At 59.3% G+C, this 21,671-nt stretch carries 15 protein-coding genes and 9 pseudogenes; 14 read left to right on the forward strand and 10 right to left on the reverse strand.

Annotated elements, in window-relative coordinates:
- Positions 1-54: 54 nt before the first annotated feature.
- The 6 genes and pseudogenes from ABIB90_RS38520 to ABIB90_RS38545 all read right to left on the reverse strand — a co-directional run.
- Positions 55-627: a sarcosine oxidase subunit gamma gene (locus ABIB90_RS38520; RefSeq protein ID WP_354202645.1), complete on the reverse strand. Its 573-nt coding sequence runs from the start codon at positions 625-627 to the stop codon at positions 55-57.
- On the reverse strand, positions 620-3,616 hold the full coding sequence (locus ABIB90_RS38525) for a sarcosine oxidase subunit alpha family protein (RefSeq protein WP_354202646.1): 2,997 nt from the start codon (positions 3,614-3,616) through the stop codon (positions 620-622). Before ABIB90_RS38525 ends, ABIB90_RS38520 begins: the two co-directional genes overlap by 8 nt.
- The gene (locus ABIB90_RS38530; protein WP_354202649.1) at positions 3,613-3,900 is read right to left on the reverse strand and encodes a sarcosine oxidase subunit delta; all 288 of its coding nucleotides are present in this window, start codon (positions 3,898-3,900) and stop codon (positions 3,613-3,615) included. Before ABIB90_RS38530 ends, ABIB90_RS38525 begins: the two co-directional genes overlap by 4 nt.
- Positions 3,901-3,917: 17 nt before the next feature.
- A complete protein-coding gene (locus ABIB90_RS38535) occupies positions 3,918-5,171 on the reverse strand; it encodes a sarcosine oxidase subunit beta family protein (protein WP_354202650.1) in 1,254 nt (417 codons plus the stop codon).
- Between the two features lie 459 nt (positions 5,172-5,630).
- Entirely contained in the window at positions 5,631-6,833 is a 1,203-nt protein-coding gene (locus ABIB90_RS38540) for a GlxA family transcriptional regulator (protein WP_354202651.1), read from the reverse strand.
- 557 nt (positions 6,834-7,390) lie between these two features.
- Positions 7,391-8,127: pseudogene (locus tag ABIB90_RS38545) on the reverse strand (IS110 family transposase); the annotation flags it as partial.
- Positions 8,128-8,353: 226 nt separating this feature from the next.
- Between ABIB90_RS38545 and ABIB90_RS38550 the strand changes: the two are divergent.
- From ABIB90_RS38550 to ABIB90_RS38585, 8 genes and pseudogenes are all read left to right on the forward strand, one after another.
- Complete coding sequence (locus ABIB90_RS38550; protein WP_354202652.1) at positions 8,354-8,614, forward strand: hypothetical protein; 261 nt, start codon at positions 8,354-8,356, stop codon at positions 8,612-8,614.
- Positions 8,615-8,720: 106 nt separating this feature from the next.
- A pseudogene (locus ABIB90_RS38555) lies at positions 8,721-9,125 on the forward strand (transposase); the annotation flags it as partial.
- Between the two features lie 380 nt (positions 9,126-9,505).
- Positions 9,506-9,959: pseudogene (locus ABIB90_RS38560) on the forward strand (IS66 family transposase); the annotation flags it as partial.
- 77 nt (positions 9,960-10,036) lie between these two features.
- A pseudogene (locus tag ABIB90_RS41745) lies at positions 10,037-10,237 on the forward strand (IS110 family transposase); the annotation flags it as partial.
- A 168-nt stretch (positions 10,238-10,405) separates the two neighbouring features.
- Positions 10,406-10,768, forward strand: coding sequence for an IS66-like element accessory protein TnpA (gene tnpA, locus ABIB90_RS38570; protein WP_354202662.1), 363 nt, complete (start codon positions 10,406-10,408; stop codon positions 10,766-10,768).
- A pseudogene (tnpB, locus tag ABIB90_RS38575) lies at positions 10,765-11,115 on the forward strand (IS66 family insertion sequence element accessory protein TnpB). Before tnpA ends, tnpB (ABIB90_RS38575) begins: the two are co-directional and overlap by 4 nt.
- 216 nt (positions 11,116-11,331) lie before the next feature.
- Positions 11,332-12,467: pseudogene (gene tnpC, locus ABIB90_RS38580) on the forward strand (IS66 family transposase).
- 87 nt (positions 12,468-12,554) lie between these two features.
- Complete coding sequence (locus ABIB90_RS38585) at positions 12,555-12,770, forward strand: transposase domain-containing protein (protein ID WP_354202654.1); 216 nt, start codon at positions 12,555-12,557, stop codon at positions 12,768-12,770.
- Between the two features lie 665 nt (positions 12,771-13,435).
- On the opposite strand, the gene ABIB90_RS38590 is transcribed toward ABIB90_RS38585, so the two are convergent.
- A complete protein-coding gene (locus ABIB90_RS38590) occupies positions 13,436-14,104 on the reverse strand; it encodes an SET domain-containing protein (RefSeq protein ID WP_354202655.1) in 669 nt (222 codons plus the stop codon).
- A 615-nt stretch (positions 14,105-14,719) separates the two neighbouring features.
- On the opposite strand from ABIB90_RS38590, the gene ABIB90_RS38595 reads away from it, so the two are divergent.
- The 5 genes and pseudogenes from ABIB90_RS38595 (at position 14,720) to ABIB90_RS38615 (ending at position 17,061) form a co-directional block, all read left to right on the forward strand.
- Entirely contained in the window at positions 14,720-14,881 is a 162-nt protein-coding gene (locus ABIB90_RS38595; protein WP_354202656.1) for a hypothetical protein, read from the forward strand.
- A 90-nt stretch (positions 14,882-14,971) separates the two neighbouring features.
- Positions 14,972-15,325, forward strand: a complete 354-nt coding sequence (gene tnpB / locus ABIB90_RS38600) for an IS66 family insertion sequence element accessory protein TnpB (RefSeq protein WP_354202657.1) — start codon at positions 14,972-14,974, stop codon at positions 15,323-15,325.
- 547 nt (positions 15,326-15,872) lie between these two features.
- Positions 15,873-16,094: pseudogene (locus ABIB90_RS38605) on the forward strand (IS66 family transposase zinc-finger binding domain-containing protein); the annotation flags it as partial.
- Positions 16,095-16,215: 121 nt separating this feature from the next.
- Positions 16,216-16,556: pseudogene (locus ABIB90_RS38610) on the forward strand (IS66 family transposase); the annotation flags it as partial.
- A 109-nt stretch (positions 16,557-16,665) separates the two neighbouring features.
- Positions 16,666-17,061 carry an IS66 family transposase gene (locus ABIB90_RS38615; protein WP_354202658.1) on the forward strand — a complete coding sequence of 132 codons (396 nt, stop codon included), beginning with the start codon at positions 16,666-16,668 and terminating at the stop codon, positions 17,059-17,061.
- A 337-nt stretch (positions 17,062-17,398) separates the two neighbouring features.
- On the opposite strand, the gene ABIB90_RS38620 is transcribed toward ABIB90_RS38615, so the two are convergent.
- A complete protein-coding gene (locus ABIB90_RS38620; RefSeq protein ID WP_354202659.1) occupies positions 17,399-17,665 on the reverse strand; it encodes an IS1096 element passenger TnpR family protein in 267 nt (88 codons plus the stop codon).
- Positions 17,666-17,810: 145 nt separating this feature from the next.
- The gene (locus ABIB90_RS38625) at positions 17,811-20,264 is read right to left on the reverse strand and encodes a GcvT family protein (RefSeq protein ID WP_354202660.1); all 2,454 of its coding nucleotides are present in this window, start codon (positions 20,262-20,264) and stop codon (positions 17,811-17,813) included.
- Between the two features lie 198 nt (positions 20,265-20,462).
- On the opposite strand from ABIB90_RS38625, the gene ABIB90_RS38630 reads away from it, so the two are divergent.
- The gene (locus ABIB90_RS38630) at positions 20,463-21,125 is read left to right on the forward strand and encodes a helix-turn-helix domain-containing protein (protein WP_354202661.1); all 663 of its coding nucleotides are present in this window, start codon (positions 20,463-20,465) and stop codon (positions 21,123-21,125) included.
- 192 nt (positions 21,126-21,317) lie between these two features.
- On the opposite strand, the pseudogene ABIB90_RS38635 reads toward ABIB90_RS38630, so the two are convergent.
- Positions 21,318-21,558: pseudogene (locus ABIB90_RS38635) on the reverse strand (ABC transporter permease subunit); the annotation flags it as partial.
- Positions 21,559-21,671: the final 113 nt, after the last annotated feature.

Here is a 21,671-nt window from a genome sequence, read left to right on the forward strand (position 1 = left end):
CTTTGAACAGCTCGAAAACAGAAATCAACTTAGGCCTCCCACGCTTTGATCATGCTACACCGCGAGCTCACTTCGGGCCTCGTCTAGCAATTGCCATACATAAGGAACAAACGACCGCCAGATATCAACGTGAAAAGTGGAAGGATCCTGCCGTAAGAGCATGACTGGCGCCTTGCCGATCACGGTCCGAGTGCACATGCCGACTGGAAAAGTCCCGAGTGACAGATCGAGCGGGCAGCCGTGCTTGAGAATATATTCGCTCTTCGGGCCCGATACTGAGAACGCCAATGAACGATGGCTAACGTCCACCAGCGCATAGGAGTGTTTCAACAGACCCTCGTGCAGAAGACCAAGCAATGCCTCCGGCATCTCGCCGACAGCCTGCAGCAGCCATTCATCCGGTCCCAGCCAGACGGCAGACCTACCTCCGTTTCTTGCAAAACGGCATGGTTCTCCAGGCAGCTTGATGCCGAAGGTTTCGCTTACAGCCGCTACTGCCACAGGGCGACCGCGGAACGCGACCTTCGCCGCGCCGGGAAGCACTGCCATCATTGCGTCAGGTATTGCACTCGCATTCAATGCGAGCCCGGTCAGCACATTGGAATGCAATAACCGTGAGTCAAGCATGGAGCCGCACTCCCTTCGGGTCGTAGAAGATGGGTGAGACGACGTCGACGTCGACGACTCCGGCCTGGGTTGGCACTGACAAGCGCGTGCCGGTGCGGTCCCTTCCACCACGGACGAGGGCAAGCGCAATCGGCCTCCCAAGCGCTTCGCTCCAGTAAGATGACGTTACGTGACCAAGCACGGTCATGGGAATGCGTTGATTCGGATCCGCGGCCACCTGTGCGCCCTCTTCGAGCAGGGTAGTAGTATCGATAGTCAATAGTCCAACCAGTTGTTTGCGGTCGTCCTGTATCATTGCCAATTTTGAGAGCGAGCGCTTGCCGACGAAGTCCCGCTTGCCCTTACCCACAGCCCAGCTCAGCCCCACGTCGTCAGGTGTTACTGTGCCGTCAGTCTCCTGCCCCACCATGATATAGCCTTTCTCTGCGCGGAGAACATGCATTGTCTCAGTCCCGTAAGGCGTGATGCCGTAGACCTGTCCCTCTGCCATGATCGCTTCCCAGACGGCCAAAGCGTATCCGCTCGGCACATTGACTTCGAAGCCTAGTTCGCCCGTAAAAGAGACCCGAAACAGCCGGGTCGGGACGCCGCAGATCCAGCCCTCGCGTACGCTCATATGAGGCATTGCTTCGTCGGAGAGATCGATTCCTTTGACGAGTTGGACGAGCGGCTTCCGCGCATTAGGCCCCTGGACCGCGATCACCGCCCACTGCTCGGTCGTCGAGGTCAGCCAGACCTCGAGATCAGGCCATTCAGTTTGCAGGTAGTCCTCCATCTTGTTCAGGACTCGAGCCGCCCCGCCCGTGGTCGTCGTGACATGGAAGCGATCCGGCGCGAGACGGCCAATGATGCCGTCGTCGAGAATAAAGCCATCCTCACGAAGCATGAGGCCATAGCGGGCTCTGCCCGGCTCAAGTCTGTCCCACGCGTTGGTGTACATCCGGTTCATGAAGCTGCCAGCGTCCGTGCCGGTGATCTCGATCTTGCCGAGCGTCGAGGCATCGAAGATGCCGATCGAGTGTCGCGTCGCCCGACATTCGCGCGCGACAGCAGCATGCATCGTCTCGCCGGGGTTCGCGAAGTAGCGAGCACGCTTCCATTGGCCGACGTCTTCGAAGATGGCACCGCTTTTTTCAGCCCAAGAATGAATGGGCGTTCTACGCTCCGGCTCAAACAACGCACCGCGAGACTGGCCGGCAAAGATGCCAAAAGTCATGGGCGTGTACGGAGGCCGGAAGGTCGTAAGACCGATCTGAGGAGGTGACACGTTCCGCAGCCCGGCGACAATCCCCAACGCATTCATGTTTGAGGTTTTGCCTTGATCAGTCCCCATCCCCGCCGTCGTGTAGCGCTTGACGTGCTCGATCCCCCTGAATCCCTCGCGCACCGCCAGAGCAATGTCCGCCTTTGTTACGTCGTTCTGGAAATCGACCCACGCGCGCGCCTTACGCTCTCGGCTCGTCGCCGGCACGCCCATCAAACCACCCGATGCTACGCTTCGCGCTTCGACCGAAAACGCATGCCCGACCGGGACCTCGCCGGCACCAGCCCGGGCAGCGGCGGCTGAACCACCTGAAAAACCGTCATTCAGTGCGGCCGCGAGATCATAGACACCGCGACACGCGCCAACAGACCTCTCCCGCTCGATGGACACGTTGGGGAGGTAGGCCTGCAGACCATTGTCGTACTTCAGCTGGCCGCGGGATTGCGAGAACAGATGTACGCTCGGCGTAAACCCGCCCGACATCAGGACCAGGTCGCAATCGATCTTTCGTCGCTCACGCGCTCTTGCATCGGTAGACACGAGCGTTGCCGAAGACACGCGCAGACGGCCGCTCGTTCTGGCGAGCGACGTCTGCGGCAGAACATCGATGCCGGCTTCCCTGGCGAGATTCACCCAATATCCGCTCGGGCTGCTGCGAACATCGGCAATGGCCGGGATTACTATTCCCGCAACCTTGAGATCGAAAGCTGCCCGGTAGGCGCTGTCGGTGGCTGTCACCACGACAGCGCGCGTTCCCGGGAGCACACCGAAGCGGTTGACATATGTACGAGCGGCCTCAGCCATCATGACGCCTGGCCGGTCGTTTTCGGGAAACACGATCGGTTGCTCGATTGCGCCTGTCGCAAGCACGACCTCCCCGGCCCTCACTTGCCACAAGCGCTCGCGCGGCAACTTCCCTGCGGCCACCAAATGATCGGTAACGCGCTCGTTGAGGCCGATGAAATTATGTGGATACCAGCCAAATGCGGTCGTACGCGCCATCATGGTGACGTTCGGCAATGAGGCGAGTTTGGCCAGCATGGCTCCGCACCAATCGGCGGCCGGTCGCCCATCGATCTTTGCTACGGTTTCGGCCAGAAGAGAGCCGCCCATTTCGGCCTGCTCGTCGCAGAGGATCACCCTCAGGCCGGTTTGAGCCGCAGCGATCGCGGCCGCAATCCCGGCCGGACCGGCTCCTACCACCAACACATCGCAATGCGCATAGACCTGCGTATAACGATCGGGGTCGTCCCTGCTGGGAACCCGACCCAGACCTGCGGCGCGGCGGAGCAAGGGCTCGTAGACATGCTTCCAACCCGCTTTGGGCCACATGAACGTCTTGTAGTAGAAGCCTGCGGGGAGAAATGCCGAAAGCCCGTCGATTACTGCGCCGACGTCGAAAGCCAAAGTCGGCCAGCGATTCTGACTTTCGGCGACCAGACCTTCGTAGATTTCCACTTGGGTCGCCCTCAAGTTCGGGGTGTAGTGAGCCTTATCGCGGCCCACGCCAACAAGTGCGTTCGGCTCCTCGGCGCCGACCGTCATGATGCCCCGTGGACGGTGGTACTTAAATGATCGGCCAACGAGGTGCACGCCGTTTGCGATCAATGCCGACGCCAGCGTGTCTCCGACGAATCCCTGATAGGCTTTTCCATCGAAAGTGAAACGGACAGGCCTGCTGCGGTCGACGCGCCCTCCGGTCGCCGAACGGTAACGGTTCTTCATGAGGTCGCTCCACCCTGATCGAGTGGAGAGTTCGGCAGGTAGGTGGAGACGATCTTGTCGCTAGCGGTATCCCTGCTCACATTGAAGAACCGGCCGCAGCCGTGGATGTGCCGCCAGCGTTCGGCATGCATCCCTCTCGGATTGCTTCGCAAATAGAGATACGCGCTCCACGCCTCATCATCGAGGCTCATTGGATCCGCAGGTCGGCTGACATGCGCCTCGCCACCATAGATGAATTCAAGTTCCGGCCTGGGACCGCAATGTGGGCAATTGATCAAAAGCATGATGCTTGATCTCTCGGTTAATGAGCCACGGCTGCTGCGGCCGCCTCATCGATCAGGAAACCGTCCCGGAATCGTTCAAGCGTGAATGGGGCATTGAATGGATGCGGCTCGTTCTTCGCGATGGTCCACGCAAACAGATTACCCGACCCCGGCGTTGCCTTGAAGCCGCCGGTCCCCCAGCCGCAATTTAGAAAGAGACCTGGTATCGGAGTCTTGGCAATGATCGGCGATCGATCGGGGGTTACGTCGACGATGCCGCCCCAGTTTCGGAGCATGCGCAGCCTGCGGAACATCGGTACCAGTTCGCATATGGCATCCAAGGTATGATTGGCGATGTGAAGACCACCTCGCTGGGTATACGAGATGTACGCGTCTGTGCCGGCACCGATAACAAGCTCGCCCTTGTCAGATTGGGAGAGATACGCATGAATTGTATTCGACATAACGACGCACGGGAATATTGGTTTGACCGGCTCAGACACCAGCGCCTGCAGCGGAAAACTTTCGAGCGGCAGGCGTAGGCCCGCGATACTGGCGACGACACTGCTATTGCCTGCCGCTACGATTCCGACCTTCTTTGCTTGAACCGAGCCGCGCGTGGTCTCCACCCCCGCTATGGCCCCAGATGGCCCCCGGCGAATGCCCGTCACTTCGCAGTTCTCAATGAGGGAGACCCCAAGAGCGGCCGCCGCTCGCGCGTAGCCCCAAGCCACGGCATCGTGTCGCGCGGTTCCGCCTTTGCGCTGCAATGCACCGCCAAGGATCGGATAACGCATGGCACCGCCAACGTTGAGCGGTGGACAGAACGCCTTGCATTGCTCGGGCGAGAGCCATTCGTTCTCGACGCCGTTCAGTCGGTTGGAATGGACATGCCGTTTGAAGACCTGGACATCGTGAATGTTGTGCGCAAGCATCAACACGCCACGCGGGGAATACATCACGTTGTAATTCAGCTCACGCGATAGTCCATCCCACAGAGTTAGCGCATGGTCATAGAGCCGCGCACTCTCGTCAAACAGGTAGTTCGATCGGATGATTGTGGTATTTCGTGCGGTGTTGCCGCCGCCAAGCCACCCCTTCTCGAGAACCGCAACGTTGTTAATACCATGTTCCTTGGCTAGATAGAACGCGGTGGCAAGCCCATGGCCGCCTCCGCCGATGATCACAACGTCATATTCAGGCCGGGGCTCGGGCGAGTGCCATTGGGCCTGCCAATGGAGCTGGCCCGTAGATCCTCCGCGCAAAATAGAGAATAATGAGAACCGTTGCATCTGGCTCGCTCCTTGAAACCAAGCCTACCTTGTGACGGTCCGGCACACAGGGATAAGAGCGCCAACAATCTTGGATGTTCGCGACACTCGACAGGGATGCCGGTTCCATCTGAGCTCAGTGGGTGCCGCACAGAGACGGCAGATTTTGGGCGCACATGCTGGTCAGCATGGCTGAAGACCTCCCCCTCGAAGGCGGTTGCTCCTAGGGAAGGTATAACTGAGGATATTCTGTCGGATCGGCAGGCGCGCCGCTAAGGAGTGTCGAGAGCCCTGTCCGGAGATCGGTCGTACACGCCCAAGATGGGCTTCTTCCTCGCATGCCGGGTTGGACGCCGTAACCGTAACGTTGCATAGGTCGCACGATTTTGCGAACTTTGACGCGTTGGCGTTCGGAAGGCGTAACCCGCCAGCCCTCGCTACGCCCGCGACAAGCTGACCCTTCTTGATTCGGGCTGACAATCAGAGGTACGGCCGGCGCTCACGTTGTAGGAAGCCCGCCGCATCTATCTTTATCTCTCGGATCATATCACCGTCTTTGTTTCGGCCAGAGGATGTAATCAACGGATCTGCCGCGGATAATCCAATGGGACCAAACCGCGCGCCGGGACTTCCGGCATGCTTGTCCTGCCAACTGCGAATAAGACCATTCATGGAAGCGATGCCGTTGCGGCGAGCAATCGACGGTGTGCAGCCAAATGCTGCTCGAAAGATTCGATTGAAGTGCGAAATATCCGAAAAGCCGCTCTCAGTCGCGATCGATGTGATAGACTTGTCCGACTGTGCAAGAAGCCAGAGGCCGTAGAATATGCGCAGATCGCGCGAGAATTCTTGAATGCTCTTTCCGGTTGCATTTCGAAAGAGCCGCTCGAGTTGTCTTTTCGACAGATCAACCTTGGAGGCTATGTCTTGAGTTTTAGGCGGCGTACTCAGGTTTTGCTCAATGACCAGCATGGCACGCCGAACCCGCATCTCGTCGACGGTTGCCATGCTCGGTGGTTGAGGCTGCGCGTTGGCCGCAAGGCGGGCCTTGTCGGTGATCATGATATGCAGGCCCTTTTGGGCGCGACCCGGGCCCAAGTGCCGTTCGACTATCCAAGCCGCAAGATCGAGCGCTGCAAGTCCGCCAGCACAGGTGATGAACTTGCCATCTTCGATAAATAATTGGTTCGCAACAGGGGTGATATCGGCGTAACGCTCAACAAAATCCGTAAAATGATACCAGCTCACGCAACATTTGCGCCCGCACAAAAGCTGCGCCTCCGCTAGTGCGAAGCTTCCAGTGCACACCCCCGCAATCGATACGCCACGATCGGCTGCTTTGCGAAGGAACTGCAACGTCCTGGAATCGTAGATGAGGTCGGGATCCACTAATCCGCCGATGACCACGATGTAGTCGAACCGTTCTGGCCGGTCGAACGTCTCCCACGGCGCCACCTGCAGCCCACAACTTGCCGAGATGGGACTAAGCTCCGGTGCGAGAATGCTCCAGGAGCAGCGTTCGGGACGACTCCGGTCTCCCTCATCTGCAGCCAACCGTAGCAGATCGATGATCGAGGAGAAGGCGATTAAAGTGAAGTTCTTTAATAGGACAAAACCCACTGCCAACTTGCGGCCCGGGAGCTTGCCCGAGAATGAACCCTTTTTGATCTTCGTGTCAGCCATACAATTCCACGGTCTCTTTGCCAGCAAACGTTGGAGCCGCGATCATCGGATCGAGCGACGGTGTGTGCACTGTTATCTTGGGCGAGGTCTGCCCACTTCAGTAAATACCATAGACGGCGCGGAGGACGGGCCCTCCGCACCATTCCTGCCTTGGCCTTAATTTGCGTGCTGCCTAGTAAAGCGCCGGCGCAACTTTGGAGCAGCTCGGTTACAACATCACAATGGCCGCACAGCTTGACTCGAGAACGCGCGCGCACAAAACTTCACGAAAGCATCGTGGTGTCTGCATCGGCTTTGCTACCTCCCCCGCGCCCGCTCTGGCCGCGCTGCCGACTATCAGACCACTATGTTCGTTGTTGATGGATTCAGGAGGTCGAGCTCATGTCCGAAAAGGAGGCTCTGCGGTTGACCCGCCAAAGCATTTCGTCCCGTATTGAGCTGGCGAACTAAGTTTCGTGTTTCGTCAGGATAGTACCACTGAGCTAAGCTGAAATCCATCGATGTGTCCGTTCATATTGCTGCATTTCTGCGTTGACCTGCGAGAGTCTGAAGGTTCATGTCGAACCGATCCAGGCGCCCACCGAGCGCGATGTTCTGAACTTTGCCGGATCCTCGATTGCTGCACTGAAGGAGGAAGCCAAGCGCGCCGACACCAGGGATCGACGCAAGCAACTGGCATTGCTCACCCGCGGGCTGAAGCAACAAGTTGTTTGCTCAATTCGGCAGCACGGGCGCGCATGCCCCCTCCAGGCATCGAGCAACGGCTTAATAATCTGCTTGAGCCCGGTATTATTCGCCAGCAGGCTGCCCACATGGCCCTCAAACACGTGTCCTGCCCCCTTGGGAACGACGAGGCCGAACGTCTTCATCAGACCGCAGATCTGGTTGGACAGGCCGGGTTGTCGTCTTGAGCAGTTGGTTGCGCGCTGCGACCAGGGTGCTATCAAAGCTCTTCACCCGCAACTCGCGGTAAAAGCCGACCTCGGCAAGATGCGAGAGCCCATCCGCGTCATTTGCGTCGGTCTTGTTCGGCGCCATATCTAGCGCCGCGTTGGCGTGCGGGGGTTTTATGCAAACCGCTGGCAATCCTTCCTGTGTCAGCGCGTGATAAAACCAGACTGACAAGGGCCGCCGCGTCTCAAGCACGGCGCGTTTCCGCGTTCGGTGCAGCTTGCGTATGACCTCGGCTATCGGCCTGGGATCGTATGGGCATTTTCCGCGCCAGATCCGCTTGCCTCCGTTGCGCACCGAGACTATCTTTCAATGACACGTCGAGGCCGATAAACTGCTGCATGGTTGTCTCCCGTTTGATGCTGGGTCCGGCGTCGAGTCGAGAGCCCGTACTTCATCGTGTCGGTGAGCTACCACCTTACTCCAACGCATTACAACCGCGCCGGCGTTCGTAACCCGCGCGATTTCCCTATGTAATTGAAAGCCGTTGAGGGCCGCCTTGTTTGACGGACGCGAGCGCTGCAGGTCTTAGGGTAATTTCCGAGGTGGCTCGCAAGGCCAGCCTTCATGTGAACCAGCTGTTCAGGGGGCGCAAAGAGCTTTGCAAGCAGAGTGAGACGAGTATAGCGCCGTTTTTAGCGTCGGTCGAGATTGGGCCCTCTGTGCCGCCGCGGGATGTGGCCGAAGCGCCATTGACGACGTCGCCGGCGCTTCGCCAGGTCATCATCGAGACCGATCTTGGTAGCGGACACCGCATCCAGGTCGATGCGACGTTGATCGAGACGTATCGGCTTCGAGACCGGTGCGATGGCGAGTTGGCTATGGCATGAACTCCGCAGGGTTGAGCTTCCGGTGGTCCCGCTGCTCTCGATCCATGAGAACGTTTGTCAACAACAAGGTAAGTTCGACAACGAGGTCCGCCGGTTGGCAAAGCTGGACGACACGGCGCGTCGCCTGATGACGGTCCCGGGGTCGGTGTCGTGACGGCCCTAACGTTCCGCCACACGATCGATGACCCCTCGCGCTTCCGATCGGCTTCGACGGTCGGCGCCTACCTCGGCCTTACGCCGAGGCGCAGCCAATCCGGCGAAAACCGACACCAACGGAAAGATATCTCGATGGGGCGACCGGCTTCTCCGAACTTACTTGTTCGAGGCCGCCACTGTCCTTCTTTATCGAACCCAAAAGTGGTGTTCCCTAAAGGCCTGGGGCATGAAGCTCGCCAAGCGGATCGGCATGAAGAAGGCAAAGGTCGCCATCGCCCGAAAGCTCGCCGTGATTCTCCACTGCATCTGGGTCGATGGCACGTCGTTCGACTGGGGCCAGCCGAAGCCAATCTGATATTTGCTCGCAAGTTCCTGGTCCGGTCCGCCGGACTGGCGATGTCCCGCTGGGACGGTGGTCGTGGTGACCTCGGTCAATCGGCTGGTGGCGGTTCGCCCGCACTCCGCTGCAAACGTTGAGGCGCCCGATCCGGACATCATCATGAGGCGCTCGCGACCTCGGAAAGGACCATGACCCCAGCTACGACATCAACCCAACCCGACGAAGCCGCCAACGACGACGATTGCCAAGCCCGCTAGGCAATCGTCTCGCCATCCGCGATCGCTCCGTCTCCGCAACCTGACCAGCTCCGACGGAGCAATTGCTACCGGCGTGTCACTGGAGAGAGGAAGAATGGTAGCTTGACAACAAACCGCAATTAAAGGGCCGATTGACAGTTCGAGATCGAGCGCGCCATCAACGGCCGCGGCGCCGACGACCGACGCGCCGTGCGCCAGGAAAAGAGCAAGCCGCTCCTCGAGGATATGCACGCTCGGTTGCTGCGTGAGCGTGAAACGCTCTTGCGCTCCTCTGAGGTCCTGAAGCCGATCAACTACATGCCCAGGCGCTGGGACGACTTCGCCCCGCTTCCTCGACGATGGCAGAATCTGTTTGACCAACAATTGCGCCGAGGCGCATTGAAGCATCGCGTTGGGAAGGCGCAACTGGACCTTCGCCGGAAGCCAGCATGGCGCCGACGTGCCGCCATCATGCTGACGATGATCACGGCCTGTCGTCTCAACGACGTCGATCCCAAGGTCTGGCTGGCCGGTCCTCGCCCGTATCGCCGATCTTCCCGCATCACGTCTGCACGAATTGCTGCCTTGGGAATGGAAGCGCCTGCGCCAAGCCGGCAAGCCCGCCGATCAGGCCGCCCGTCATGCAGCCCAACATAGAGCTCGCCGCCGCTGCGTGCATCCGTCAAGCGTATGCGTACTCCAGAACTCCGCTCTCTCCTCGTTCTCGGGGCAACGGCCGACTTGTGGGTTGTCGGAAACGACGTTCGAGCGCCGCCGTGGCTGAAGGCGCTTCTCGCCAGACGCCCCTTCAAGGTTACCACCGTCGCGCAGGCCAATAAGACGGCGCGGATCATCTGGGCGCTGCTGAACAGGGGCGGAACTTTATCGTGAGCGTCATGCAGGGACCACGCGCTAAGGGCTGATCTGGTCGGCTAGAAGATCTCGCGGAATGGTTTGTCACGAGGTCACAATGTCGAAGGATAGTCGTAAGGATTGCGATAAGGATAGGCATACGTCTATCTCGAACACGGCGCCGACACGCTGCGGCGTGTCGAAATCATCACCGGGACGGGCCGGCGTCGGCGCTGGTCGACCGATGCGAAGGCGGCAATTGTCGCGGAGAGTTTCGCGCCGGGTGCAAGCGTGTCCGCGGTGGCACGAGGACACCTCATCAGCCCAAGCCTGTTGTTTCTGTGGCGTCGTCAGACCACGCGGGTGAAGCTCGCGGAGCGCCGGGACGGAGATGTGCCACCTGGCTTTGTGCCGGTCGCGATCACTGGCTGCGGCGGCGAATTGTCGTCGCGCGAAGAGCAGGCTGCAATTGAGATCCAAGTCGGCGCGGTTTGCATCCGTGTCAGAGGGACGGTCGACCGGCGGGCGCTGTGCAAGGTGCTTGCGGCAGTCGGGACGGCTGGCCGATGATCGGGCTCCGACCTGGGTTGTCGATCTGGATCGCGACGCAGCCGATCGATTTCCGTCGGGGGTTGGACTCACTGGCGATGCTGGTCAGCGAGGCGTTTGGGGCCAATCCGTACGACGGCGGACTTTATGTCTTCCGGGCCAAGCGCCGAGATCGCGTGAAGATCCTGACCTGGGACGGAAGCGGCCTTGTCCTTTACTACAAAAAAATCGAGGGCAGTTCACCTGGCCGCCGATCAAGGACGGTGTCATGCCGCTATCTCATGCTCAACTCTCGGTGCTGCTCGATGGCTCAGACTGGAAGCGTGTGCCGATGCGGGTTTGTGGATCAGCCAGCGCGAGCTGGTTGATCCGTATCAAGAGTAGCTCGTCACTCATGCGGAGTTGTTGTAAAATCACTCTGCATGAGTGATTTGCCTTCCGATCCAGCATTGCTCCGACACACCGTGATGGCGCTGTCGTCAAGGCTTGCGGCGTTGTCGGCGGAATGCAGCACGCTTTCGGCCGAGCGTGATGCGGCGATCGCCCAACGCGACGCTGCGGTTCAGGAGAACGACAAGCTCCTGATGATCCTGTCCCAGTTCAAGCGCACGATCTTCGGTCCCCGCTCCGAGACACTGGATCCCGGACAGCTGCCTCTCTTCACCATCACGGCACAGGCGGCTCGTGCCGCGATCAACGACGACGTAACCGGAGGCAGGCTGCCTGATGGAGCGGAGGGCCCTGGAAAGAGGCCGGCGCGACGCAAGCGGGTGAAGCTTCCGGAGCATTTGCCGCGCATCGATGTCGTAATCGATGTCGAGAGCCGCATCTGCCCTTGCTGCGGCGAGCGGCTGCACAAGATCGGGGAGACCGTCAAGGAAGCCTTCGACGTAGTTTCGATGCAGTACCGGGTCAAGCGCATTGTGCGTCCGCGGTATGGCTGCCGGGGATGCCGCCAGGGTGTGATGCAGGCACCTGCGCCGGCGCAGGCGATCGATGGCGGGATGGTGACGGAAGCCTTGCTGGCCCACATCGCCGTGATGAAATACGGCTACCAGTTGACGCTGTATCGGCAGGAACAGATGTTCGCCGCGCAAGGCATCACGCTCGATCGGCAGACGCTGGCCTCGTGGATGGGCCGCGCCGCCTGGTGGCCGAAGCCGCTTCACACGCTGTTGCGCGATACAGGGACGAGACGCCGCTGCCAGTTCTCGATCCCGGCCGTGGCAGGACCAAAGTCTGCCCGTTCTGGGCGATCGCCACCGATGACCGTCCGTGGGGCGGCCCGGCACCGCCGGCGGTAATCTACATGTTTGCTGAGGATCGCAAGGCGATCCGCGCCAAGCAGCTGTTCGGGGGCTACCACGGCATCCTGCAGGTCGACGGCTATGCCGACTACAAGGGCCTGATCAAGAACGGCGGCCATCTGGTGCAGTTGGCGTTCTGCTTCGCGCATGCGCGGCGGAAGTTCTGGGACGTTCACGTCGCGACGAAGTCGCCGATTGCTGCGGAAGCGCTGCAACGGATTACGATGTTCTACGCCATCGAGGATCGCATCCGCGGTCTGCCGGCGGCGCATCGGGCTGCAGTGCGGCAGACCGACAACGGGCCGTTGATCGAGGACTTCAAACCCTGGCTCGAGGCGCGGGTACTGGAAGTCTCGAAGAAATCCGGCCTTGGCAAGGCGACCCGCTACACCCTCAACCATGAGAAGGCCTGACGCGCTTCATGATGATAGGCGCATCGAGATCGACAGCATACGGTCGAACGCAGCATCAAGCCGATAGGCCTGGGAAAGAAGAATTACTTGTTCGCCGGCAGTGAGGGCGGCGCCGAAACCTGGACCACCCTCGCATCGCTCATCAGCACGGGAAAGCTGCACGACATCGACCCGCGGCACTATCTGACCGATGTTCTCGAGCGCATCGTCTCCGGACGTACAACGATCAATCAGCTGCACATGCTGTTGCCGTGGAATTGGAAGGCCGAGCGCGATAGTTCGCAGGCAAAGCTCGCCGCCTGATCAGTTCGACGGTCTGGAACTTCCTGCGCATCGCTCGCGTCGTCGTAGATCTCTTCGCGGATCACGCGCAGCGTCACCTCCTTGCAGCGCGCCCTCCAGCTCGGTGAACTCCGGCAGCAGGACTCGATCGACGAAGCCCCGTGACGCACGGACCATCACCGTGTTGCGTCGCTGCCGGCGATAACGAAACGGCCGCAGCCCATATCGGCGGCAAAGCGCCAGAAAAAGGGTGCCGAGACCACTGGTCGGGAAGTGAGAATTACTGTTCGATCGGTGGATCGTGGCGAGCGAGTTCCTCGACCCGGGCCCGCACCCGCTGCAGCGCAACTTCCGCCGCAAGGCGCTCACCAGCAGTTCCGGCCCCCACGAACAACGCCTCGATCTTCCGCAGCTTCTCGCGCAGCTGCGAACCGCGCTATCCAGAGCATTCCGCGCAAGTCAAGCCCGGGCACCGGTGATCCTATCGTGACGCTCACATTTTATCGGCGTCCCGCCGCCATTGGCGATGCCGCAGTGACGCAGTGACCGCCAAAACGATTTGACCGGCGCAGGCCGGCAGAGGGCAAGGCGATGAACCCATGGGACGAAATCCCGAAACGAGTGAAGCTATTGCCTCCAATGCGGGGCAAGGTCACGGTGGCACATTGGATTCTTTGGTGGCCGTCTTAGTGGGATTTTGCTTTGGGCAACGTGGTCCCAACCTCCTCTGCCATTTGCAAGAGATGCGACAGTGTAAAACGGCGTATGCGAAGCAAATAGTCCTTTTGATTTGTCTCGATCAAATATCTGTATCCAGCGACGTGATTTGCTTTTCGGCAGCATCGACACATGAAGCTCTCGGCGAGAGAGTACTCCGAGCAATTATAATCAATCGATATTTCGCTGGTCTCACTACTAATCTCCGAGATGGCGTTCAGAACAATGGTTTCGGATTCGACTCGGACATAAGCGCTCGGGCGACAATTATGATTAACGAAGTCGATAAAATCACTACAAAGGTGCCGATCACGGTCGATCTGTATGGTTCTCTTGTTGGCCGTCCGTCGAATCGCGCCGCCGAGTCTCCCCACGACACCGCCGCTCGCTATTGTTTTCCTCGAAAACAGACCAAATCCGTTGATCTCGGAAGGGCCAATGAAAAGCCAATCACTTTTCTCATAGCCGTAGTCATCCTGAGGCATATCGAAAGTCTCCTTGTCTCCTGACAGACGGCGAGATCGTTGCGCCATCACCAGTGTTTGCTGCCGCACCGCTGTTCGCATCGTAGCCCGCATGATGAGCCAATCTAAAGCGTGTTGCTCCTGGCCTGGCCAGCTATCATCTCTGATAGCCAATCTTCCGGATCCCCACATGCGGTGCTGCGAATAAAGTCCTCAAGAATGCTTACGGACGTTCGGGTAAGCGCTTCCAAAGGCCCCTTCTGTTCGCCAACGTCTGTTTCACACACGATTGACAGTGTGTTATCACGCCCCGGTGCAGCGGCTGGAGTTCTTCACCGGAGCCGGCCGACGGGAGACGTGGAATCAGGCTCGGTATGTTCAGCCTCGCGACGGCATCAGCCCTCGATTCCGAGCTTGATGGTCGTTTCCAAGCACCAGAGCGATGTGCGCGCTATGAAGCGTAGTTGAGCTTAAGCTCTGGGGCGGCAGGCCCGCAAGTAGCGGTTTCTAGGCGGCGATACATTCCGCAATCTGCTCACCCAGATGTAAGCGCTTAGCCGGAACCCTTGCTTCGGGATCGGCATAGCTGTGCGAAAGAAGCCTCCGGCTTGGACGGAGGTTGGGAATGAGATTGGACAGCAAAAAGGACGTCCATTTGGACGGCTCAACGACGGGGTCGGTGAGCCTGCTGGAGGTTCTTGAAGGACCATCGGGGCGCCGCGTACGGCGGAAACTGAGAGCGCTCGGGTCGTCGCCGAGAGTCTGTTACCCGGTGCCCAGGTGTCCGAGGTGGCGCGCAAGCACGGAGCGACGCGCTGGCAGATCTACGATTGGCGACCGCGGTTTCGACAGCAAGGCATGTTGCCGCCGTGCGAGGCGTCGCAGCCGACATTCGCGCCGCTGGTCGTGGAAGGTGCGTTGAAGGAGCGTCAGGTTCCGGATCAAGCTTGAGATCGCGATCGGCGATGTCGTGCTGCGAACGGATATGACCATTGATGCCGAGCAGCTGTCCCGGGTGATCCGCGCGGTACGAGCGTCACGATGATCGCGGCTGGTGCGGATCTGAAGATTTACATCGCGACGGGGCCGATCGACTTCCGCTGTGGCCACGATGGACTTGCGGCGAAGGTGCAGGAGATGCGTCGCCTCGACCCGTTCAGCGGCGCAGCTTTCGTGTTCCGATCGAAACGAGCGGACCGGATCAAGATTTTGGTCTGGGATCGAACGGGCCTGGTGTTAGTTCACAAGCGCCTCGAAGGCTGCAAGTTCGTTTGGCCAACGATCGCAGAGGGCGTCATGCGCATATCGCCAGCGATGTTCGCAGCCCTGTTCGAAGGACTGGATTGGATGTTAGTCCGCCCGGAAGAAGCGCGGCGTCCCCAGGCGGCTGGATAACTGCGGCAGAATGACTCGGGAGCTATTTTGAACGTGGCAGGCGCAGTGGCGATGTGCTCGAAATAGCGCATGAGCATTGCGGCGCTTGCGCGATCTCCACGTTTTCCAGCGGTAAGTGATACTGATCTGGCCGCAGCTTCTCGGACATCGCGACAAACTTCTCGCGTCGCAATTCGCCGAGAAATGACCTCCAACCGACGCCGCGCCTCTTCCGACGTCGCCAGCGCCGCCTGATGCCCGCTCAGGCTGCGCGACGAAAATAAACAACGGAAAGCGCTTTTGGCGCAAAGCAGGCGGCCTTGGGCCGCGTTTGCGGCCACCGCACGGCTTGGCCTTGACCGGCCCGAGCACTGCGGCATGCTGGCGTGGAACGGGACCGCATTCCTGGGCATCCTGGACGCGGCGCAGGAGAGAGCCGAGGCTGTGATCAAGGGCCGATCGCGGAGCGCGCCGGATCAAGGTTCTCATCGCAATCGCGGCTGCTTGCCTTCCCATTTGCCGCAGGTGGAACGGATCATCGAGCCTGCGAGCACGCGGTTGCGGCGCCATGACGAAGATCGGCGAGGACGTCAGCAAACGCCTCGACGTGATCCCGGCGCAATGGCGGGTGCTGGTCACGCGCCGCCCGAAATACATTTGTCGCCGCCGCTCGGGCCCCGCCGTGCAGGCCCACGCACCGGAGCACGTCGTGCCCAGTGGGCTGCCGACCGAAGCGGCCATTGCGCACGTGATCGTCTCCAAGTTTGGCGACCATACGCCGTTTTACCGTCAGGCCGAGAGCTATGCGCGCCAGGGGTTTCGGCTTCATCGGGCGACACTGGGCAACTGGGTCCGGCCGCGCCTGCTTCCATCTTCAGCCGATCGCGGACCACATGCGCCGCCGACTGGCCATGGCGGATCGTCTGTTCATGGACGAAACCACGTCGCCGGTGCTCGACCCCGGGCGAGGCCAAACGAAGAAGGGCTACTTCTGGGCGATCGTCTCCGACGACCGCGGCCACAGCGGCCCAAGTCCTCCGATCGTGCTGTTCCGATATGCCCCCGTCGCAGCGGTGTCTTCGCGGAGCAGTTCCTGGATGGCTTTGGCGAACGCTTCCTGCAATGCGATGTCTATGACGGTTATGACCGGCTGACCGAAGTTGCTCGATCGCAGGGGCCGTGGACGCTCGTGCATTGCTGGAGCCTTTTGCGCCGCCGCTTCGTCAAATTGGCCCGCAACAGCAAATCGCCGATCGCCGAGGCCGCGGTTCGGCACATCGCACAGCTTTACGCCATCGAAGCCATGGTATGCGGTTCATCGCCGGACATCCGGCTGGCCCCGCAGGGAGCACTCGCTGCCCATGGTGGCCGCCTTAAAGCCTTGGTTCGAGAAGCAGCTGTCGATGATCTCCAGCGGTTCGACGCTCGCGGAGGACATCCGCTACGCGCTCAATCACCGGCAAGGGCTGACCCGCTTCCTCGAAGACGGGCGCCTCGAGCTCGACACCAACCCGGTCGAGAACGCCATCCGGCCAGTCTGCCTGACCAGGAAAAATGCGCTCTTCGCCGGTCATGAGGTCGGAGCCGAAAACTGGGCCTTGCTCGCGTCGATCGTCGCCACCTGCAAGCTCAACGACGTCAACCCGGCTGCCTACATCGCCGAAACACTCGAGGCGATCATCGAGGGCCATCCTCTTAGCAGGATCGAAGACCTCATGCCCCGGCGATTCCGCAAATCGTCAAGCCAGCCCCAATAAGGGTCCCGCCTAAGCGCTTACACGTAAGCGTAGGTCTGCGGCCCGTTGATTGGCGCTTGACGGCTATTTTGAGCGCGTGGTGCGCCGTCGCGGGTTCCATATTCCCGACAATGTGTTGACGGCGGCCTCCAGCGCCTTTCGGTCGATGACGTTGGGATCGAACTGTTCAGGCCCCCAGAGGCGCATTTTCGTGTTCTGGATGAGTAGGGTCGCCGATGGCACCGAGGTAGTCGGCATACCCGGGCGCACCTCCAACATCTCCTCTGGAGGGCAGCCTCGAGCAGCAGGGGAAGTCCCTCAATCCTCGTCGTGTTGTCGAACCATTTTTCGAGCTTGATCATATGATCCCAGCCGTCGCCGTCTTGGCGCCCGTCTCTTGAACGATATTGGAGAGCCGCGTCTTGCGGGCATCGATGGGCTGGCGGCCAAAATGACCGTCGGGATCAGGGATGCCCCAACATCGTTCCCCGGCCAGGAACTCGAAGAGATGGCTATTCGTCGAGCCGAACGCCGCCTGAAGCGTCAGATGCAGCCGATCAACGCGCAGCGTGAGCGGCACGACACGGCATCGCATCATCTCCGGTTTCACGTCATTGAGGGTCACCTTGATCCGGACGGCGTCGTGTTGAGGCTCATGCCGCCAAAGCGGCACAACTGTATCTGATCATGAAGCGGTTCGCTCTGGATGCTTTGCTCCGAAGTGAAATCGCACAAGATATCGGTTTCTGATGCGAGTTCTGTCGCGGACCCTACGCAGTGATCTTGGAATTGGATGGGTCATAGTGCGCAGCGAGCTGGGCTACTGCTCGATGACGCCGACCCGCCACCTCGATCTCGAATTTGGATGCTAATAGAAACGAGGAGTCGATCCCTTGGTCGTTCTCAACGTAGCCCATTGCGAGGGAAGCCCCGACGCGATGTCCATAAGCGCCAGATGTTATAGATCCGATCAAGCGACCATCAGCCCATATGGGCTCCTGATGGTAGATAAGCGGAGCGTCCGGTTCGATCATTCTGAGTTGGACGAGACGGCGGCATACGGGACCGTGATCTTTCTGTCGCAGCAATGCCTCGCGGCCAATAAATCCCCCGGGCTTCTCCAGTTTCACGGCAAAGCCGAGGCCAGCTTGATATGGTGTATCTTCCGGCCCGATGTCATGGCCCCAGTGACGATAGCCTTTTTCCATACGCATAGAGCCAAGAGCAAAGTAGCCCGCCTGCGCCAAGCCGTAGTCAGCGCCAGCTTCAACGAGCCTGTCGAAGACATGCGCCGCGAATTCGGCCGGGACGTAGAGCTCCCACCCGAGTTCGCCCACATAAGTAACGCGGCTTGCGCGTAGTTTCGCGTAACCGATCTCGATTTCCTGGCTGGTTGCGAACGGGAAGGTCCCATTCGAGAGGTCGCAACCAGAAAGCCGCTCAAGCAACGCCCTCGCATTTGGTCCCATAAGGCCGAGCATTGGCAATCCCGAAGTCACATCTCGGATAAAAACATGGGCCTTGTCTGGAGTGTTGCGTCGCAACCAAGCGAGGTCGCGTGTTTGCGATGTCGCTGCGGTCACAACCAGGTAGGAATCTTCGGCAAGCCGAGTGACTGTGGTGTCAGCTTCGATCCCACCACGCTCATTCAGACATTGCGTGTAAACAAGCTTGCCAACGGGCACATCCACATTGTTGGCACAAATTCGGTTGAGAACTGCACAGGCATCCCGCCCGTCCACCATAAACTTGACGAAGCAACTCTGATCGAACAGGGCGACGTGCTCGGCTGCGTTAAGGCACTCTTGGCCGACAATATCAAACCAATTCTGTCGACCATACGAATATTCGATTTTCTTCGTCTTTCCGTCCGGGGAGAAGTATCCAGGCCTCTCCCATCCGGCAGCCTCCGTCATCACCGCACCGAGTGCTTTCAACCGATCGTGGAAGACGCTTTGACGAACGTCGCGGGCCGTCGCGTATTGACGGTAGGGCCAATGCATATCAAAGAGCAGGCCAAGGGCCTCCTTCGTTCGATCGTAAAGATACGACTTATTCGATTGGAACGGTTGCATGCGGAGAACATCGACATCCGCAAGATCGAGAGGTGCGTGGCCTTCCTTGATCCAAGAGGCGAGCGCCTTTCCGATTCCGCCGGACGAGAGAATGCCTACCGAATTGAATCCGGAAGCCGTGAAGAGCCCCGACACCTCAGACGTCTCACCAAGAAGGTATCGATTGTCAGGTGTAAAGCTCTCGGGGCCGTTGAAAAACAGCTGTATGCCGGTATCGGCAAGGACCGGAACTCGGTTGATCGCCATATTGAGGATTCGTTCGAAGTGATCGAAATCTTCAGGTAGCGAGTCGAAACAGAAGTCGGCCGGTATACCATCGCGCGCCCAAGGCTTCGCCTCCTTTTCGAAGCATCCAACTAGCAACTTGCCAGCATCTTCCTTGTAGTAAGCCTCCTCATCGGTCACGAACAGTACCGGCAGTTCGCGCTGCAGGTCGGGAATCGCCTCAGTGACGACGTAGAAGTGCTCTGCTGCATGGAGAGGCAAGGAAATCTTATGTTTTGCGGCAAGGTCTCGTGACCACATACCGCCACAAATGACGACCTTCTTGCAGCGAATGGCGCCCTCCTCGGTCGAGACGCCAGTGGCACATCCGTGCTCAATTAGGATCCGGTCGACGGATAGGTTCTCGATGATCTTGGCACCGCCCATACGCGCGCCCTTCGCAAAGGCTTGCGTAACGTCGGCAGGATTCACTTGGCCATCTTTGGGAGCCCAGATCCCACCGATAATGCCGTCAAGATTGAGGAGCGGCCAGCGCTCCTTGATCTCTGGAGGCGAGACTGCATGCATCTCAAGGCCAAAATTCCGCCCCATCGAAGCCCCACGCAGCAATTCCTCGAGACGGCCGGGAGTTTTCGCGAGCCGCAGAGCCCCGTTCTGCTTGAAGCCTGTCTGCTGTCCAGTCTCGGGACCGAGACTGTGAAACAATTCGCCGGTGTATTTGGCGAGCTCCGTCATGTTTCGGGTGGCGCGCAACTGCGTCACGAGACCCGCGGCATGCCATGTCGTTCCCGAGGTTAACTGCTTGCGCTCGAGCAATACGACGTCGCTTACGCCGAGCTTGGTCAGGTGATAGGTCACTGAACACCCGGCTATGCCGCCGCCGATGATCACGACTTCGGCCTGCCGGGGGATGCGTCCTGCCATTGTCATCGCCTCATTTGATGAACTTTATACCACTACAATCCACAAGAGTGAATTTATCAAGGATGAAATGGCACTTTGCTGGGGTTTGTTTACAAAAGAATCCGTGCGAATGATCAATTCCGGGTCTTGCGTAAACTGCGACTGAAAATGGCGGAGGTGACCTCTGGGACGCATGCACTGGCCAGCTGAGGAGCGCACATGATTTCCATGATCAGGACACCGCCGAAGATGCTGCGCCCTTCCAATCTGGAGGGCCTGGCAGAGCAGGCTGAGCAACTCGTTAACGTGGAAGAACTACTCAATCTCGGCGACCGCATCGGAGGAGAAATCAAGAGCCTACGCAGGGCGCGTGGCATCACGCTCGACGCACTTAGTGATGCCGCGGGCTTGTCAAAGGGATATCTCAGTCAAATCGAACGCGGAGTCTCGAGTCCCTCCGTGAAAGCTCTTCACAGTATCAGCCGGGCGTTGGGCGTCACAATCAGCTGGTTTTTCCCCCCGAATAGGGACGAGGAAAGTGATCTGCGTGAGTATGTTGTGCGAGCAAGTTCACGACGGAAACTGACCTTCGTGGGGGGCATTACTGACGAACTTCTGTCTCCCAACCTTGACCGGCAGCTCGAACTTCTCTGTTGTACTTTCCCTCCCGGGTCAGAAAGCGGCAAAGAACCCTACACGCATCAGGGTGAAGAGGCAGGGTATGTCGTTTCGGGTAAGCTCGATCTTTGGATCGGCGACCGGCACGTGGTCTTGCGTGAAGGCGATAGTTTCGCTTTTGCAAGCGACCTACCCCATCGTTATGCCAATACTAGAGATCTTCCATGTGTTGTCATTTGGGCGGTTACGCCTCCAAGCTATTGAACAAGAACGGCAAATCAGATTGGTCGAGGCGCCATAGGCGACGTGAAGATCGCCGCAACAGATGGAAGACTCTTTAAGCCTTCGTTTAGAACCGCCGCGCCGCGACGGCATCGATATTACTTCGCGCGTGGGTCGTTCAGACGACCTCACTCCGCTTGGATCTTTCGGCCCCTCCAGAATCAGCCACGGGTGCTACCCTCGCAGGCGCGGATCAAGCGCATCTCTGAGGCCGTCACCGACGAAGTTGACACTGAGCACTAGAAGCGAAATCGCAATCCCGGCCACAATACAAGTAGAGGTCATCCTGCATGTCTTCAATCCCGCCATAAAGCAAGCGCCCCCATGTTGGGAGATCCGGCGGAAAGCCAAGGCCCAGAAACGACAGAACGCTTTCGGTGATAACGGCCGTGGCGATGCCGAGAGTGGCCGCAACTGATCGGGGACATCACGTTAGTCGTCCGTTCTTTAATCGCGGGCACGGTGTCAACCCCGATAGACAAAAATGATCCGCTGCCGGGTTCATGGTTCTTTCCGCGGTCGTCTCTA

It is taken from the genome of Bradyrhizobium sp. JR4.1 (assembly GCF_040548605.1).
GTDB classification, from domain to species: domain Bacteria; phylum Pseudomonadota; class Alphaproteobacteria; order Rhizobiales; family Xanthobacteraceae; genus Bradyrhizobium; species Bradyrhizobium canariense.

Bases quoted from the DNA above. Each gene is read 5' to 3' on its own strand.
- ABIB90_RS38520 (WP_354202645.1), bottom strand. From the start codon at position 627: ATGCTTGACTCACGGTTATTGCATTCCAATGTGCTGACCGGGCTCGCA.
- ABIB90_RS38525 (WP_354202646.1), bottom strand. From the start codon at position 3,616: ATGAAGAACCGTTACCGTTCGGCGACCGGAGGGCGCGTCGACCGCAGC.
- ABIB90_RS38530 (WP_354202649.1), bottom strand. From the start codon at position 3,900: ATGCTTTTGATCAATTGCCCACATTGCGGTCCCAGGCCGGAACTTGAA.
- ABIB90_RS38535 (WP_354202650.1), bottom strand. From the start codon at position 5,171: ATGCAACGGTTCTCATTATTCTCTATTTTGCGCGGAGGATCTACGGGC.
- ABIB90_RS38540 (WP_354202651.1), bottom strand. From the start codon at position 6,833: ATGGCTGACACGAAGATCAAAAAGGGTTCATTCTCGGGCAAGCTCCCG.
- tnpB (WP_354202657.1), top strand. From the start codon at position 14,972: ATGATCGCGGCTGGTGCGGATCTGAAGATTTACATCGCGACGGGGCCG.
- ABIB90_RS38615 (WP_354202658.1), top strand. From the start codon at position 16,666: ATGGTGGCCGCCTTAAAGCCTTGGTTCGAGAAGCAGCTGTCGATGATC.
- ABIB90_RS38625 (WP_354202660.1), bottom strand. From the start codon at position 20,264: ATGGCAGGACGCATCCCCCGGCAGGCCGAAGTCGTGATCATCGGCGGC.
- ABIB90_RS38630 (WP_354202661.1), top strand. From the start codon at position 20,463: ATGATTTCCATGATCAGGACACCGCCGAAGATGCTGCGCCCTTCCAAT.